This is a genomic window from Thalassobaculum litoreum DSM 18839, assembly GCF_900102465.1.
Classification (GTDB): Bacteria; Pseudomonadota; Alphaproteobacteria; order Thalassobaculales; family Thalassobaculaceae; genus Thalassobaculum; species Thalassobaculum litoreum.
On the sequence record NZ_FNBW01000001.1, the window covers coordinates 126,104 to 142,482 of the forward strand.

General features: G+C 67.6%; 14 protein-coding genes. 9 read left to right on the forward strand and 5 right to left on the reverse strand.

From position 1 onward, the window contains the following. Positions 1–64 precede the first annotated feature (64 nt). A complete protein-coding gene (locus tag BLS34_RS00515) occupies positions 65–451 on the reverse strand; it encodes an AtuA-related protein (protein WP_093147401.1) in 387 nt (128 codons plus the stop codon). Further along, positions 451–1,827, reverse strand: a complete 1,377-nt coding sequence (locus BLS34_RS00520; RefSeq protein WP_093147403.1) for an acyclic terpene utilization AtuA family protein — start codon at positions 1,825–1,827, stop codon at positions 451–453. The genes BLS34_RS00515 and BLS34_RS00520 overlap by 1 nt, the downstream gene beginning before the upstream one ends. A gap of 272 nt (positions 1,828–2,099) precedes the next feature. Here BLS34_RS00520 and BLS34_RS00525 point away from each other — a divergent pair, with 272 nt between their 5' ends. Next, positions 2,100–2,684: a cysteine dioxygenase family protein gene (locus BLS34_RS00525; RefSeq protein WP_175474053.1), complete on the forward strand. Its 585-nt coding sequence runs from the start codon at positions 2,100–2,102 to the stop codon at positions 2,682–2,684. A gap of 155 nt (positions 2,685–2,839) precedes the next feature. Here BLS34_RS00525 and BLS34_RS00530 read toward each other — a convergent pair whose 3' ends face one another. Next, complete coding sequence (locus BLS34_RS00530; RefSeq protein WP_093147407.1) at positions 2,840–4,375, reverse strand: long-chain-fatty-acid--CoA ligase; 1,536 nt, start codon at positions 4,373–4,375, stop codon at positions 2,840–2,842. Between the two features lie 128 nt (positions 4,376–4,503). On the opposite strand from BLS34_RS00530, the gene BLS34_RS00535 reads away from it, so the two are divergent. Next, on the forward strand, positions 4,504–6,621 hold the full coding sequence (locus BLS34_RS00535) for a 3-hydroxyacyl-CoA dehydrogenase NAD-binding domain-containing protein (protein ID WP_093147409.1): 2,118 nt from the start codon (positions 4,504–4,506) through the stop codon (positions 6,619–6,621). A 130-nt stretch (positions 6,622–6,751) separates the two neighbouring features. On the opposite strand, the gene BLS34_RS00540 is transcribed toward BLS34_RS00535, so the two are convergent. Further along, complete coding sequence (locus tag BLS34_RS00540; protein WP_093147411.1) at positions 6,752–7,891, reverse strand: 2-methylaconitate cis-trans isomerase PrpF family protein; 1,140 nt, start codon at positions 7,889–7,891, stop codon at positions 6,752–6,754. A gap of 169 nt (positions 7,892–8,060) precedes the next feature. On the opposite strand from BLS34_RS00540, the gene BLS34_RS00545 reads away from it, so the two are divergent. From BLS34_RS00545 to BLS34_RS00575, 7 genes are all read left to right on the forward strand, one after another. Continuing rightward, positions 8,061–8,549 carry a PAS domain-containing protein gene (locus tag BLS34_RS00545; protein ID WP_028793043.1) on the forward strand — a complete coding sequence of 163 codons (489 nt, stop codon included), beginning with the start codon at positions 8,061–8,063 and terminating at the stop codon, positions 8,547–8,549. An 80-nt stretch (positions 8,550–8,629) separates the two neighbouring features. Next, positions 8,630–9,844: a CaiB/BaiF CoA transferase family protein gene (locus tag BLS34_RS00550; protein WP_028793044.1), complete on the forward strand. Its 1,215-nt coding sequence runs from the start codon at positions 8,630–8,632 to the stop codon at positions 9,842–9,844. 80 nt (positions 9,845–9,924) lie between these two features. Then, the gene (gene msrB, locus BLS34_RS00555; RefSeq protein ID WP_093147414.1) at positions 9,925–10,341 is read left to right on the forward strand and encodes a peptide-methionine (R)-S-oxide reductase MsrB; all 417 of its coding nucleotides are present in this window, start codon (positions 9,925–9,927) and stop codon (positions 10,339–10,341) included. A gap of 22 nt (positions 10,342–10,363) precedes the next feature. Next, positions 10,364–11,317, forward strand: a complete 954-nt coding sequence (locus BLS34_RS00560) for a D-2-hydroxyacid dehydrogenase family protein (protein ID WP_245701876.1) — start codon at positions 10,364–10,366, stop codon at positions 11,315–11,317. 19 nt (positions 11,318–11,336) lie between these two features. Beyond that, on the forward strand, positions 11,337–12,548 hold the full coding sequence (locus BLS34_RS00565) for an MFS transporter (RefSeq protein WP_093147418.1): 1,212 nt from the start codon (positions 11,337–11,339) through the stop codon (positions 12,546–12,548). 76 nt (positions 12,549–12,624) lie between these two features. Beyond that, a complete protein-coding gene (locus BLS34_RS00570) occupies positions 12,625–14,154 on the forward strand; it encodes an amidohydrolase family protein (RefSeq protein WP_093147419.1) in 1,530 nt (509 codons plus the stop codon). Between the two features lie 26 nt (positions 14,155–14,180). Beyond that, entirely contained in the window at positions 14,181–14,903 is a 723-nt protein-coding gene (locus BLS34_RS00575) for an SDR family NAD(P)-dependent oxidoreductase (protein WP_028793049.1), read from the forward strand. Between the two features lie 211 nt (positions 14,904–15,114). Here the strand turns inward: BLS34_RS00575 and BLS34_RS00580 are convergent, their stop codons facing one another. Beyond that, the gene (locus BLS34_RS00580) at positions 15,115–16,332 is read right to left on the reverse strand and encodes a tetratricopeptide repeat protein (protein WP_093147422.1); all 1,218 of its coding nucleotides are present in this window, start codon (positions 16,330–16,332) and stop codon (positions 15,115–15,117) included. Positions 16,333–16,379: the final 47 nt, after the last annotated feature.

Consider the following 16,379-nt stretch of genomic DNA (forward strand, 5'->3'; position numbering starts at 1 on the left):
CCTAATTCATTGAAGATTGAGAAAATTCGCACGATCGGATGGACACATCTGATCGTGCTCTGCTCTACCGCACGCCCTTCTCTGGGTGCAGGACCAGGTCCTCGGGCATGTCCACTTCCATCGCCAGAAGGTGGAAGGCGAAGGACTTGCCGTGGGTGTCCAGGTTCAGCGCCCCGTTGACCCCGCCCTCCAGCACGTCGTCGATGACGAAGTTGAAGGCGGGAAAGGTCGGCAACTCGTATCGGGTGACGGCGCTGGCGCCCTTATGGGCGAAGTGCTCCTTCACCGCCGTCTCGGTGACCTGCTCGCGCAGATAGGGGAAGGCGGCGTCGTGATACGGGATCAGGCTGATATTGCTCCGGTTGCCCTTGTCGCCGGTGCGGCCGTGGGCGACCTCGTGCAGCGGCACGCGCAGGATACGGCGGTTCTTGGCATCGGTCGTGTCGGCCATCAGGCACTCTCCTCGACGAGACGGGCGGAGGCCGAGACCCTGGCGCGGTCGACCAGGATGGAGGCGGTGGTGATCTGCGGGACGATGCGATGCCGAACGCCGCCGCCGCCGGCCGGGCCGGAGCAGTAGAGCGACAGCACCTCGTCGGCGATCCATTGGGCGATCTGCTTGTCCGGCCCCTTGGTCGCCATGCGCACCCGGTATTCCCCGTCGTCGTTCCAGTCGGATCCGCTGCGAAGGTCGCCGCCGTCGCCGTCGAAGGTCGATACGGTACCGATCAGGTCGAAGCGCAGCGGCCAGTTGGTGCCGAGGTCGCGTGCGCGCGTGCGCAGGACGTCGATGGCAAGCTCCGCCCGGCGCCGGGCATTCGGTCCGGCATAGGTGATCTCGCCTTCGCCCAGCCAGCCGCCCTCGAAGCTGACGGTCGCCTTCAGGGTCGGCGGGCGCTGCTTGCCCTTCGCCCCGGTGATGCGCACCCGGTCCGGGCCGACCTCCTCGATCGCCACGCCGGTGATGTCCAGCACCACGTCGGGGGTGAGGTAGTTGCCCGGGTCGTGCATCTCGTAGAGCAGTTGCTCCTTCACCGTGCGGTGGCTGACCAGACCGCCGGTCTTGTCGGCCTTGGTGATGGTCACGGTGCCGTCGGCCTGCACTTCGGCGATGGGAAAGCCGACATGGCCGAAATCGGGGACGTCCTTGTAGCCGGGGTCCGCAAAGTAGCCGCCGGTGACCTGGGCGCCGCATTCCAGCAGGTGGCCGCACATGGTGCCGGCGGCGATGCGGTCGAGATCGTCCAAGGTCCAGCCATGCTCGTGGATCAGCGGGCCCAGCGCGAGGGCCGGATCGGCGCAGCGGCCGACCACGACGACATCGGCCCCCATGGCGAGCGCGTCGGCGATGGCCTGGGCACCGAGATAGACGTTGGCCGCCACCAGCTTGCCCTCCGGCATGGCGAGGCCTTCCACCGCCTTGTGGCCGCGGATGTCGCCTTCGGTCATGACGGTGGTCAGGTCGTCGCCTTCCACCACGGCAACCTTCAGGTCGGCGATGCCGTCTTCCTTCGCCATCTCCAGGATGCGCTTCGCACCGGCCGTCGGGTTGGCGGCGCCGAAATTCGAGACCACGCGGATGCCGGACTCTTTGGCCTTGGCCAGGACCGGGCGCAGGATGCGTTCCAGGTACGGCGAATAGCCCTTGGACGGGTCCTCGATCTTCGCCTGCTGGGCCAGCGCGAGGGTGCGCTCGGCCAGGGTCTCGTACATCAGGTATCGCGGCCCCTCGCGGGTGGCCAGGGTGGCGACGATGGGGATCGCGGCATCCCAGCGATCGCCGGCGAAGCCGGCGCCGCAGCCGATATGGACGGTCTTGCCCGACACGGTTTCCTCACTTGTGCTTGTTGGATCTTTCTTGGTTGCCGTGAGGGTAGACCCGGCGGACGAGGGGCGTCGAGGGGTCGAAACGCGCCCGACAGACCGGGCTTGCGCGGCGTCGAAGATTTAACTGCAAATCCAGGTTCAGCGCCCGGAAACCGCCCCGGGCGTCGCTGCGTCTGGGGTTATGTATCTTTTTATCCGGTTTCAATCGATCCGGTTTCGCAATGACCCCGTGGCGCGATTCCGGGTTCAGGTCGCAGGTCGGCGATGAAATGATGGCTGAAACCGCAAACGGAGTGCATGCCATGATCGAGACCCTGGTGGCTGATATTCGCCGGATCCTGCGCGAGGAACCGGCGGGCGACGCCATGCTGACGGACCTTGTCGAGCGGCTGGCCCCGCTGGCGGCGGATACGTCCTGGATCGACGAGGACCTTTACGAGACCGACGCGGCCCAGGGCTTCGGCATTTCCATCCTGCACGAAGAGCCCGGTGACGGTTTCCTGCTGGAGACGGTCTGCTGGGAGCCGGGGCGCGGGGTGGCACCGCACGACCACCAGACCTGGGGTGTGGTGATGGGGCTCACGGGCGAGGAGATCAACGTCGACTGGCGGCGCACCGACGACGGATCGGCGCCCGGAAAGGCGGCGCTGGAGCAGGCGGGGGAGACGCTGGTCACCGGCGGCGTGGTGAAGACCTTCCGGCCCGACGACATCCACAGCATCCGCAACGCGTCGCAGAGGCCGTCCCTGTCGCTGCACCTCTACGGCCGCAGCCTTGCCAAGACCGACCGCAGCGAATTCAACCCGCTGTCGGGGACGGTCGTTCCGTGCCCGAAACGGGTCCGGCGGGCGGGGTAGGGAGCCGCTAACCCACCAAAATTCGTCATCCCGGCGAGCTCAGGGCTCGACCCGGAGGTCGGCCGGGATCGAGCGGTACGCATACGCCCTCTGGGTCCCGGGCAGCACCCGGATCAAGTCCGGGCGCTCACGGGATGACGGAGGAGGGGAGAGTGTTAACTCAGCTCCCGCTTCAAGATCTTACCCGTCGCATTCATCGGCAGCGCATCGCGGAACTCGACGATGCGCGGATACTTATGCGCCCCCATCTGCTCCCGCGCCCAGGCGATCAGGCTGCTCTCGCGGATCGTCGAGCCCGGCGCCCGCACGGCGACCGCCTTCACCTCCTGGCCGTGCTCGTCGTGCGGCACGCCGATCACCGCGACCAGCGAGATCTCCGGATGGGCGATCAGGATCTCCTCCACCTCGCGCGGATAGACGTTCATCCCGTTGCGGATGATCATCTCCTTCTTGCGGTCGACGATGAACAGATAGCCGTCCGCGTCCAGCAGGCCGATATCCCCGGTATGGAACCAGCCGTCGCGGAACGCGTCCGCCGTCGCGTCGGGGTCGTTCAGGTAGCCTTTCATCACGCAATGGCCGCGCACAACGACCTCGCCCCGCTCGCCGGGCGGCAGCTCCACCCCGTTGTCGTCGACGATTCGCACCTGCACGCCCCAGAGCGGGGTGCCGACCGAGCCCGGCTTGCGCGGCATCCCCGGCGCGTGGGTGGTGGCCGCCGGCGAGGTCTCGCTCAGCCCGTAGCCCTCGCGGATCTCGGTGCCGAACCGGGCGTCGAAGCGGCGCATGATGTCGACCGGCATGGAGGCGCCGCCCGAGGTCACACCGCGGACGCTGGCGAAGGCCTCGGCGCCGATCCCAGCCTTTTCCGCGTGGTTCAGCATCGCCCAGTACATGGTCGGCACGCCGGAGAACCGGGTGACGCCCTCGCTCTCCATCAGCCGCAGGACGGTCGCGGCGTCGAATTTCGGTACCAGCACCAGGGTCGCCCCGCCGGACAGACCCGCCGCCATCTGGCAGATCTGGCCGAAGATGTGGAACAGCGGCAGGGCGACCAGCAGCACCTCGTCGCTGCTCCAGGTGCCGTTGTTGCGGATCATCAGGGCGTGGATCAGCAGGTTGGAATGGGTCAGCTCCGCCCCCTTCGGCCGACCCGTCGTGCCGGAGGTGTAGACCACCACGGCGGTGTCGTCGGCGCGGCGGTTCACGGTGTCGAACGCGTCCACCTCCGTTCTGAGGTCATCGAGCGACGGATGCCCGTCATCGGGCCGGGTGCCGTCCTCCGCCGCGATCCAGGCGAAGAGCGCACAGCTCTCCACCCGCGCGACCGCCGCCAGCCCCTCGCGGCCGATCGGCGCGGTCTCGGAGCCCACATGGCACAGAAAGGCCGCCGCGCCGGAATGGCCGAGCATGTAGGCGATCTCGTCCGCCTTCAGCAGGAGGCTGACCGGCAGCACGGTGGCGCCGGTCTTCAGGATGGCGAAATAGGCCGTGGGGAAGGCCGGGACGTTCGGACAGGCCAGGGCGACGATGCTGCCGGGGCCGATCCCGCGCTCGGCCAGTCCGGCCGCCAGCCGGTTCGCCGCGCGGTCGAGATCCCGATAGGCGATCCGGCGGTCGCCGCAGACCACCGCCACCCGGTCCGGATACAGGGCAGCCGAGGCTTCCAGCGCATGGGCCAGATTGACCATTGTCACGCCCGTCTCCTCCCGATTGTAGTTTTTTCGATAGCGTCGCGGGCTTCGTGTCGTCTGGCAAGCTCCGGCGGGGCCTGATATCGAAGACGCAACGGAAAAGACCAAAGCCGAGAGGAAACGAGATGAGCGCCGTGATCGAAGAGCGCCGGGGGCGCGTGGCACTCCTGAGGCTGAACAACCCGCCTGTGAACGGCCTGGGCTGGCCCGTGCGCGAGGGGCTGGACGCGGCGGTCGGCCGGCTGAGCGACGATCCGGATGTCGATGCGATCGTGCTGACCGGCAACGGGCGGATGTTCTGCGCCGGTGCCGATATCCGCGAGTTCGGTACCGCCACGCCGGAGCACGTCCGCCGTCTGACCCCGATCCTCGACGACCTGGAGGGCCTCGACAAGCCGGTGGTCGCGGCCATTCACGGTGTGGCGGCCGGCGGCGGCATGGAGCTGGCGCTGGGCTGCCATTACCGGGTCTGCGGGCCGAAGACCAAGCTCGGCCTGCCGGAGGTCACCCTCGGCATCCTGCCGGGCGCCGGCGGCACCCAGCGCATGCCGCGGGTCGCTGGGGTATCCAAGGCGCTGGAGCTGATCGTCTCCGGCCGCCTGATCTCCGAGAAGGAGGCCTTCGAGGCCGGCATCGTCGATGAGCTGGTGGAGGGCGATGTCGAGGCGGTGATCGACGCGGCCGTCGCCGCGGCCGAACGGCTGGCCGCTGCCGGCGAGCCGCCGCGCCGCTCGGGCCAACGCACCGACCGGCTGCATGAGGCCAAGGACAATCCGGGCCTGTTCGACGCGTTCCGCGAGTCCATGGCGAAGCGGGCGCGCGGGATGAACGCGCCCTATGCCTGCGTGCGCTGTGTGGAGGCGGCAACCCGTCTCGACCTCGCCGAGGGCCTGGCGTTCGAGCGCCAGGAGTTCGAGCAGCTCGTGAACGCGGTGGAGGCGCAGTCCATGCGCCACGCCTTCTTCGCCGAGCGCGAGGTGGCGAAGATCCCCGACGTGCCGAAGGACACCGCGACCCGGCCGATCCAGACCGCCGGAATCGTCGGCTGCGGCACCATGGGCGGCGGCATCGCCATGGTGTTCGCCAATGCCGGCATTCCGGTGATGGTGGTCGAGAACGACCAGGCGGCGCTCGATGCCGGCATCGCGAAGATCGCGAAGAATTACGCGGCCACCGTCTCCAAGGGTCGGCTGACCCAGGCGGCCATGGACCAGCGCATGGGGCTGATCACCGGCACCACCGACTTCCTGTCGCTCGCCGCCACCGACATGGTGGTCGAGGCGGTGTTCGAGGACATGGCGGTCAAGAAGGAGCTGTTCGCCAAGCTCGACGGCATCTGCAAGCCCGGCGCGATTCTGGCGACCAACACGTCCACGCTGGACGTCGACGAGATCGCCACGGCCACCAAGCGGCCGCAGGACGTGATCGGCACCCACTTCTTCAGCCCGGCGAACGTCATGCGGCTGATGGAGAACGTGCGGGGGGCGAAGACCGCCGACGATGTGATCGCCACGGTGATGGGGTTGTCGAAGACCCTGGGCAAGGTCGGCGTGCTGGTCGGTGTGTGCCACGGCTTCGTCGGCAACCGCATGCTGCACCAGTACCTGCGCGAGGCGATGTTCCTGGTGGAGGAGGGCGCGTTGCCCCAGGACATCGACCGGGTGATGTACGATTTCGGCATGCCGATGGGGCCGTTCGCCATGTGCGACCTCGCCGGCAACGATGTCGGCTGGCGGGTGCGCCAGGAGCAGATCAGGGCCCAGGGCGGCAAGCCGAGCAACACCCGCTATTCCGGTACCGTCGCCGACAAGATCTGCGACCTCGGCCGGTTCGGTCAGAAGACCGGCAAGGGCTGGTTCGCCTATGCCGACGGCCGCACGCCGCAGCCCGATCCCGAGGTGGAGGCGATCATCGTGCAGACCTCCAAGGAGCTCGGCATCGCGCGCCGCGCGGTGTCCGACGACGAGATCCTGGAGCGCTGCCTGTATCCGCTGGTGAACGAGGGCGCGAAGATCCTGGACGAGGGCATCGCCCTGCGGGCCAGCGACATCGACGTGGTCTGGATGCACGGCTACGGCTTCCCGCGCTTTCGCGGCGGCCCGATGTTCTGGGCCGACACGGTGGGGCTGAAGACCATCGCGGCGACGCTGCAGCGGTTCGAGAAGGACCAGGGCCCCTGGATGGCCCCGAGCCCGCTGCTGCTCAAGCTGGCCGAAGAGGGCAAAGGGTTCGGCGACGCTTAACCCCATCCTCCAAATATTCTCACTCCCCGGACCTGTTCCGGGGCAATCCTTCGGGGCAATCCTTCGGGGCGGTCGCGCAGGCTGACGTGCTGCCCCGGAACAGGTCCGGGGAGTGGGTAGGGAAAAAGGCTCACCGGTGCGGCAGGCGCACCCAGCCTTCCATCAGCCGCCGCTGGGTGCGTTCCACCGAGATGGCGCGGGCTTCCCACGTACCGTCCGCGTCCTGGCCCACATCCGCCGCCAGCTCCACGATCCCCGAGGGCGAGGCCAGCCGCACCTTCGGATCGCTTCCCCGGCGCAGGCGGTGCGGCACCGATCCCGTCACCCCGCAGGCCGCCGACAGGCACATCGCCCCCGTCCCGGTGACCGCTTTGTGGCATTTCTCCATCGACAGGATGCGGATCAGGATGTCGTGGTCGGCGGCGCTCACCGGCTCGCCGGCGATGGTGGTGAAGTCCGCCGGCGCTCCCAGGATCGCGATCTTCGGGTTGGACAGCGGTACGTCCTGCAGCCGCGCGCCCATACCCATGGCCACGCCCGCCTGGCGCCGCAGGTCGTCCATCGCCGCCATGAAGACCGCGTCCGCGTCGAGCGCGTCGGGATGCTCGGTCGCCGTCTTGCCGAAGGCGGCGGCATCGACGAACACCACCGGGTTGGTCGCGTCCACCAGGGACGCCTCCACCGGCCCGATCCCCGTCACGTCGAACGTATCGACGGCGTTGCCCGTGGGCAGGAAGGCCCGGGTCATCGCCCCGCCCGGATGCACATAATCGAGGCGCACCAGGGCGGCGCTGCCCGACACCCCGGCCAGCACGTAGTCGCCGAGCTCCACCGCCCGTCCGCCGCGCACCTCGAAATGGGCGTGGTAGATCTTGGAGGTGTTGGTGTTGAACACCCGCACCACGGCCGGCCCGTCCGGCACGCTCACCAACCCCTCGTCCACCGCGAAGGGGCCGACCGCGCTGGAGAGGTTGCCGCAGGTCTGGGCGTAGTCGACCAGCGGCTTGTCCACCACCACCTGGGCGAAGGTGAAGTCGACATCGGCGTCGTCGCGCTCTGATGGGGCGATGATCACCGCTTTGGACACCGAGGAATAGCCGCCGCCCATCCCGTCGAGCTGCCGGCCATAGGGATCGGGGCTGCCGATCACCGTCAGGAACAGGGCGTCGCGCGCCGCCTGGTCGGCCGGCAGGTCGCGGGCGTGGAAGAAGACACCCTTGCTGGTGCCGCCTCGAATGAAGACGGCGGGGATGCGATTCGGGTCGGTCATGTGATGGGTCAGCCGATTATGAGGGTTGTGACATTTAAGCATTTTCCCACAATCGCATTGAAGTCCATGGTTAACCGGCGTAGCCAGCGCGCTTCCCGCGGGGACACGCGCGTCGGATATCGGAAAGGGTGGGGCCGATATGGTGAGAATGGCGGAAGGGGGGCTTTGGTTGTCGTCGGCCGATCTGGGCGACACGATCGAGGATCCCGACATCCGGCATCTGTTCGAGTACTGGAAGGCGGCGGCCGCTGGCCGATCCGCTCCCCGGCGTGACGAAATCGACCCTCCCATCGATTTGCCGACCTATCTGCCGACCACGCTCATGTTCGATGTCGAGCGGGAAACGGAGGGCTCTCTGCAGTTCCGCTATCGGCTGATGGGAACCCAACTCGTCGATTTCGCCGGTCGGGAACTGAAGGGGCTGACGATCCAGGAGGCGTTCGGCGCGGAGTTCGCGGCCCAGGACATAGCCATCTACCGGCAGGTCGTGGATACCTGTTCCTGCTATATCGGTGAGCGGATATCGATGATCGAGAGCCGGCAGATGTTCGAGTGGTATCGCCGGGTGGTCATGCCCGTGCTGGGCGATGAGTCGGGCCGGGTGGATCGGATCTGGACCTGGATCACCTACAAGGACGTCTCGCCGGTGACGGGATAGCCGGCCCATAGGTCTCGCCATCTTCCGCTTTCGCCGCCTCATCGTTAGGCTGCACCCGCTTACCCTTCGGGAGGATATCGGTGGCGAACGAGAAGACGTCCGGCGGCACACTCGCCGGGATCAAGGTTGTCGACTGCACCCGCGTGCTCGGCGGTCCGTACTGTACCCAGATGCTGGGCGACCATGGTGCGGAGATCATCAAGATCGAGCCGCCGCAGGGCGACGAGGTGCGCGACTGGGGGCCGCCGTTCGACGACGGCAAGGATGCCAGCTACTTCCTCGGCGTGAACCGCAACAAGCGGTCGCTCGCCCTTGACCTGTCCACCGACCGCGGCAAGGAGGTCCTGCTCCGCCTGCTGGAAGAGGCGGACGTGCTGGTCGAGAACTACAAGCCGGGCTCCATGGAGAAGTGGGGGCTGGGCTACGAGCAGGTGCTTAAGGAGCGCTTCCCGAAGCTCGTCCACTGCCGGATCTCCGGCTTCGGCGCCGACGGTCCCTATGGCGGGTTTCCGGGCTATGACGGGATCATCCAGGCCATGGTCGGGCATTTCTCGATCAACGGCGCGCCGGAGGCCGGCCCGGTCCGCCTCGGCATCCCGATGGTCGATATCGGCACCGGCCTGTATTCGTGCAACGCCATCCTGATGGCGCTACTGGAGCGCGAACGCTCCGGTCACGGCCAGTATATCGACATGACCCTGTACGATTGCGGCCTGGCGCTCATGCATCCGCATGTCGCCAACTACTCGCTGTCCGGCCGGGTGCCGAAGCTGACCGGAAACCAGCATCCGAACATCAGCCCGTACGACCTGTTCAAGACGGCCACCGTCGACATCTTCGTCGCCGGCGGCAACGACCGGGCGTTCAAGAAGCTCTGTCGGGAGCTGGGCAAGCCGGAGCTGGGCGACGATCCCCGCTACGCCACCAACGGCGACCGGCTCGACAACCAGGACTCCCTGCGCGTCGAGCTGCAGGCGCTGCTGGCCGAGGTCGACGGCGAGGAGCTGTGCGACCGTCTGCTGGCCGCCGGTCTGCCGGTCGGGCCGATGCGGAACACCGAGGAGGTGATGACCCATCCGCATACACTCCACCGTGGCATGGCGGCGGAGAAGGACGGCTGGAAGGGCTGGGGTATCCCGATCAAGTTCTCCCGCACCCCGGGCGAGATCAAACGCCGTCCGCCGCGCTTCGGCGAGCATGGCCGCGAGCTGCTGGAGGAGAACGGCTTCACTGCCGAGGAGGTCGACGGCCTGATCGCCGACGGCACCGTTCTCGAGGCGCGCCGCAAGTCGTGATCAAAGCCCGGACCGGCCGGCGGTGACGTCGGCGGGGTCGGGCCCCATCTATATCGGGACCGGAGACTGAGGAGGATCTGATGACCGACAAGATCGAAAAGACCGATGCCGAGTGGAAGGCGGAGCTGACCCCCGAGCAGTACAAGGTCGCGCGCAAGCACGGCACCGAACGGCCCTTCGCCAACGCCTATCACGACAGCAAGACGCCCGGGACCTATGTCTGCGTGTGCTGCGGGCAGCCGCTTTTCGAGAGCGACACAAAGTACGACAGCGGCACCGGCTGGCCGAGTTTCTGGGCGCCGATCAGCGAGGAGGCGGTCGGCACCACGACCGACCGCTCGTTCTTCATGACCCGCACCGAAGTCCATTGCAGCAAGTGCGAGGCCCATCTGGGACACCTGTTTCCGGACGGACCGGCCCCGACCGGCCAGCGCTACTGTATGAACTCGGCCAGCATGGTTCTGCATGAAAAACAAAAGGATCAGGAAGCATCCTGATCTAAAATATGAGGAAACGCCCGTGCCCAAGATCGCGATCCTGGACGACTACGCGAATGCCGCCCTGACCAGCGCCGACTGGTCGAGCCTGCCCGACGGGTTCGAGCCGGTAGTCTTCACCGACAACCTGGTGGCGGTGGAGCCGCTGGTCGAGCGGCTGCAGGAGTTCGAGATCGTCTGCGCCATGCGGGAACGCACGCCGTTTCCGGGCGAGGTGTTCCGCCGGCTGCCGAACCTGAAGCTGTTCATCACCTCGGGCATGCGCAACAACGCGGTCGACTTCGCCACGGCCAAGGAGATGGGGGTCGTCACCTGCGGCACCGAAAGCCCCGGTTCCAGCACGGTGGAACTGACCTGGGCGTTGATCCTCGGCACCATGCGCAACGTCGCCTTCGACCACCTGACGATGAAGCAGGGCGGCTGGCAGGAGCGCACGGGCTCGGCCGTGTCGGGCAAGACGCTCGGCGTCGTCGGCCTCGGCAAGCTCGGCGGGATGGTGGCGGAGATCGCGCCGAAATTCGGCCTCGACGTCATCGCCTGGTCGCCGAACTTGAAACAGGAGCGGTGCGACGCGCTGGGCGTGGAGAAGGTGTCGAAGGAGGAGCTGTTCAGCCGCGCCGACATCGTCACCATCCACATGATCCTGTCGGACCGCTCGCGTGGGCTGATCGGGGCCGAAGATCTCGGCCGGATGAAGTCCTCGGCGATCCTGGTGAACACCTCGCGCGGACCGATCGTCGACCAGCAGGCGCTGATCGACGCGCTGACCACGGGCAAGATCCGGGCGGGAGCGGTCGACGTCTACGACCAGGAACCGCTGCCGGCCGACCACCCGTTCCGCAAGATCGAGAACCTGCTGACCACGCCCCATGTCGGCTACGTGACGCAGGAATCCTACCGGACGTTCTACTCCCAGATGGTGGAGAACATTCAGGCCTGGATCGACGGCGCGCCCAAGAGGGTCATCGGCGGCTGACCGCCGCCGGTCGCGGGCCGTGCCCTTCCGCACCAAGGGAGCCTCGCTTGCCGCTCTGGCCTTCGCCGAAGTGGCGGCGATGTCGCTGTGGTTCTCAGCCTCCGCCGTCATGCCGGCGCTGCGGGAGGAGGTGGCGCTTTCGGCCTTCCAGCAATCCGCCTTCACCAGCGCGGTGCAGGCCGGGTTCGTCGCCGGCAGCCTGACCAGCGCGGCGCTGGCCCTGGCCGACCGGATCGACCCGCGGCTGTTCTTCACCGTTTCCGCCCTGGTGGCGGCCACGGCGAACGCGCTGATCCTGGCGGTCGATCCGACCTCGCCGGTGGTTCTCGTCCTGCGCTTCATCACCGGTGCCTGCATCGCCGGCATCTATCCGGTCGGCATGAAGATCGCCGCAAGCTGGGCCAAGGGCGACCTCGGCTTGCTGGTCGGGCTGCTGGTGGCGGCGCTCACCTTCGGCTCCGCCATGCCGCATCTGGTCAACGGGCTGATCCTGGTGGACTGGCGCTGGACCATCGCCGTCACCTCGCTTCTGGCGGTCGGTTCGGCGGTGGCGATCCGCTTCGCCGGCAGCGGGCCGCTGATGACCGTGGGCGCCCGCTTCGACCCGGGGGCCGCGCTCTGGGCCTGGAAGCTGCCGGCCCTGCGGCTGGCGAATTTCGGCTATTTCGGCCACATGTGGGAGCTCTACGCCGCCTGGGCCTGGCTCGGCGTGTTCCTGGACGCCAGCTTCCGGCTGGTGATGGACGAAGGCGCCGCGGTCACCTGGGCGCGGCTCGCCACCTTCGCCACCATCGCCGCGGGGGCGGCCGGCGCCTTCGCCGCCGGCGTGCTGGCGGACAAGGTCGGACGGACCATGGTGACCTCCGTCGCCATGGCGGTCAGCGGGCTCTGCTCGCTCACGGTCGGCCTGTTCTTCGGCGGACCGCCGATACTGCTGATCGCGGTCTGCCTGCTGTGGGGCGTGAGCATCATCGCCGACAGCGCCCAGTTCTCGGCCTCGGTCGCGGAGCTGTCGAACCGCTATCTGGTCGGGACCATGATCACCTTGCAGACCGCCATCGGCTTTCTGCTGACCCTGATAAGCATCCATCTGATGCCGGTCTTTGTCGACCTGCTCGGTTGGACCTGGGCCTTCGCCCCGCTGGCCCTGGGTCCGGCCTTCGGCATCTGGGCCATGCTGAAGCTGCGGGCGCATCCGGATTCCGTAAAGCTCGCTGGCGGTCGACGGTGAACCGGTCGCGAAGAACGGGTTCGCGCCCGCCGGCCTCGTCGTATCATCTGTCATGTCCGATGGTTGGGAGGGTGCCATGCCGATTTTGATTCTGGCCCGCTGGGTCTTCGTCCAGGATGCGTCCGATCCGGCTCCCAGGCGGGTGGACGATGCCGCCGTGCTGGTGCGTCACGGCGTGATCGTGGAGATCGGGCCCGCCGCCGATCTGCGCGCCCGGTATCCGGCCGCGCCGACATTCGGCGACGGGACCCAGGCGCTGCTGCCGGGGCTGATCAACGCGCACCACCATTCCAACGCCATCACACATATCCAGCACGGCATCGAGGACGGGGTGCTGGAGCCCTGGATCACCGGCAACCCCCGCATGCGCTGGACCGACCCGCGCCTGCGCACGCTGGTGGCGGCAGGGCGGCTGCTGCAGACCGGGGTGACCGCCGTGGTCGACATGGCGTCGGTCGGCAACGCCCATCAGTCCGGCCATGACGATCTCTCTGCCCGGCTGCACGCCTATGAGGAGAGCGGCATCCGCGGCCATCTGGCCGGCGGGGTCAGTTTCTACAGCCGCTTGGTGCACCGCGAGGACGAGGCCTTCGTCGCAACGCTGCCCGGCGATCTGGCGCGGCGGGTGCGGGCGCATTTCCTCGACGCCGACAAGGGCAGCGAGCAGGACTATCTCGCCCTTATGGACAGCCTGATCGCCCAGGCCAGTGGAATGAAACGGGCGCGCGCCTGGTACGGCCCGCCCGGCCCGCAATGGGTCGGCGACGCCCTGATGGTCGCCATCGCCGATGCCGCCGCGCGCTACGACACCGGCATTCAGACCCATGTGCAGGAAAGCCTGTACGAGCGGCTGGAGGCGGAGCGGGCGCTGGGCAAGTCGATGACGGCCCATCTGAAGGATATCGGCGTGCTGTCGCCCCGCATCTCCTTCGCCCATGCGGTCTGGTCGTCGGAGAACGACGTCGAGATTCTGGCGGAGACCGGGGCGGCGGTGTCGCACAACCCCAGCTCCAATCTGCGCCTGCGCTCCGGCGTGGCACCGCTGAACGGGTTCCTGGCCGGCGGCGTGACGACCGGCCTGGGCATGGACGGCACCACCCTCGGTGACGACGAGGACATGTTCGCCGAGATCCGTCTCGCCCACCGCCTGCACCGCACCCCGCGCATCGGATCGCCGGCGCCGACGCTGGCCCAGACCTTCGGCCTCGCCACCACGGGCGGGGCGAAACTGCTGCGCCGGGAAGACGAGCTGGGGCGCATCGCCCCCGGCATGGCCGCCGATCTGGTGCTGGTCAACGTGCAGCGCCTGAGCTGGCCCTATATCGCGCCGGAGGCCGATCCGTTCGCCGTCGTCCTCCAGCGCGCCAAACAGGGCGACGTGGACACGGTGATTGTCGACGGCGAGGTCGTGCTGAAGGACGGCTGGCCGACCCGGTTCGACCTGAAATCCGTGGCGGCCGAGCTGGCGGAGCAGGTCTCGGCGGTGTCGTACGATCAGGATTTCGCCGATCTTTATGCCGAGCTGAGGCCGCATATCGAAGCCTGGTACGCGGCCTGGGAGGTGCCGGAGATGCACCCCTGGATCGCCCACAACTCAAGAACCTGACCTGATAGACGAAAGGGAGAAATCGCATGGAACGGGCATTGGTGACCGGAGGGTCGCGTTCGATCGGCCGCGGAATCGTCCAACGGCTGATCGAGGACGGCTACGAGGTCGTGATCCTCGACCGGGTGGAGCCCGATCCGCCCCTCCAGACCCGCTGGATCAATGTCGACCTGACGGATACCGACGCCATCCACGCCGCGCTCGACGACGTGCTCAAGGACGGGCCGATCACCCGGGTCTGCCACAATGTCGGCCATGTGAAGCCGGCGCTGCTGGACGACACCACGCTGGAGGATTTCGACGCGGTCATGGGGCTCAACGTGAAGCCGGTCCTGACCATCACCAAACGGCTGGTGGAGGGCATGCGCGCCGAGGGGTTCGGGCGGATCGTCTCGATCTCGTCCCGCGCCGCCATGGGCAAGGAGCTGCGCACCGCCTATGCGGCCTCCAAATCGGCGATCCACGGCATGACACGGACCTGGGCGCTGGAGCTGGCGCGCGACGGCGTCACCGTGAACGCCATCGGCCCCGGCAGCATCTCGACCCCGCTCTGGCACGCGGCGAATCCGCCGGAGGATCCGCGCACCCAGAAGATCATCGACGGCATCCCGGTCGGCCGGCTCGGCACGCCGGACGACATCGCCAACGGCGTCAGCTTCTTCATGGACCGCCGCTCGGGCTTCGTGACCGGCCAGGTCATGTATATCTGCGGCGGCTTCACCGTCGGCTCGGCCGCGGCCGGGTCGTAACGGCGCCGGCGATCCGATAGGGAGAGCCGATCGCCCCCATACGTTCCTTCGATTGGAAGATCGGCCCGGGAGCGGCGATAAGAACCCGGCGACGGCCCGTTCCTCCCTCCAGAGCCGGGCCGCAGCATGCGCGGCGGACTGACCTTTTGGGGTGCCGCCGCCGCAGCGGGGTCGCCTTCGGGCGGCCCCGCGTTCGCTTCCGCGGCCGGTGTCAGGTGCTCTGGCGGATCGGTGTCTGCGAAGGTGTGGGCGCGGAGGGCGCGGCATCGGGCTCGGCCTGCGGCTCGCTCGGCGCGGTGCCGCCGTGCCAGCTCGGCAGCGTGGTCGTCCGCCGCTCCAGAGGCCGCATGTCTTCGGCCGAGACCCAGTAGTACAGCAGGGCGATCTCCGGATAGGTCTCGAAATAGGCGAGATTGTCTTTCGCCTTCTGCAGCATCATCTCGCCTTTGGTCGGCTGGCCCATGGCATGCAGTACGCCGGACAGGTACCAGTACGCCGCGGTCGAGGTCGGCTGCAGGTAGAGCGCGTATTCCAGGTCGCTCTTCGCCAACATCAGGTTGCCCTTGCCCCAGTGGGCGACGGCCCGCAGCACATAGGCGGCGGACAGCAGCACCGGGTCGCCGGTCATCGGCCAATAGGCCGGTTCCGAGATGAAGCTGGTATGGTCGATCGCCGCGTCGTAGTGGTCGAGCTGCACCATCGCGAGCGCCAGGTTGAGGCGGACGACATGGAAGTGCGGGTCGTCCTTCAGGGCGGTCTGGAAGCTGCCGATCGCCCCCTCGATGTCGTTGCGGTCCAGGGCGATGATGCCCTTGAGATTCTCCAGCTGTGCCTTGGTATCGGTATGGGGCGAGAGCCGCAGACGGACCAGCATCTCATCCAGTTCCGTTTCCACCGCTTCGAGATTGTCGGGCGTGTGGGTGAAGCGGGACAGGATCGCGGTGTAGGGATCGAGTTCGCGGAAGGTGCGGTAGGCAGCTTCCTCGATCATCTGGTCCATGTTCTTTTCCGCGCCGTCGACGGAGATCGAAAACCGCCCGAAGAGCGGCGAGCGACCGGTCAGCTCGATCGTGTCGACCTCGCCATGCTCGACCGCGGCGGCGAAGAGCTTCGGCGGCGCGAAGCCGACCAGTTGCTGGGCCGCCTCCAGAGAGTCCTGCAGGTTCACGACCGAGGCGAGCGCCGAGGAAACCGTCGGCGCGGCACTCGACTTCACCACGGGCGCCTTCACCAGCGATTTGGTGTCGGCGATGATGGACAGCTCGTTGATCAGGTGCTGCTCCACCACCTCGGCGGAATAGCCCGCCTCCTCGAACTTTGCCGCCACATGGGAGTCCAGGAACAGCGTGTTGGCATTGAGCACGGTGTCGACCGAGACGAGGCCGACCGCGATCAGCAGCCCATAGATAGTCGCCAGTGAGATCTCCAAGACCCGTCCCCCGTTGCGCCGTCGATCGCCCACCCCACTCGGGGAGC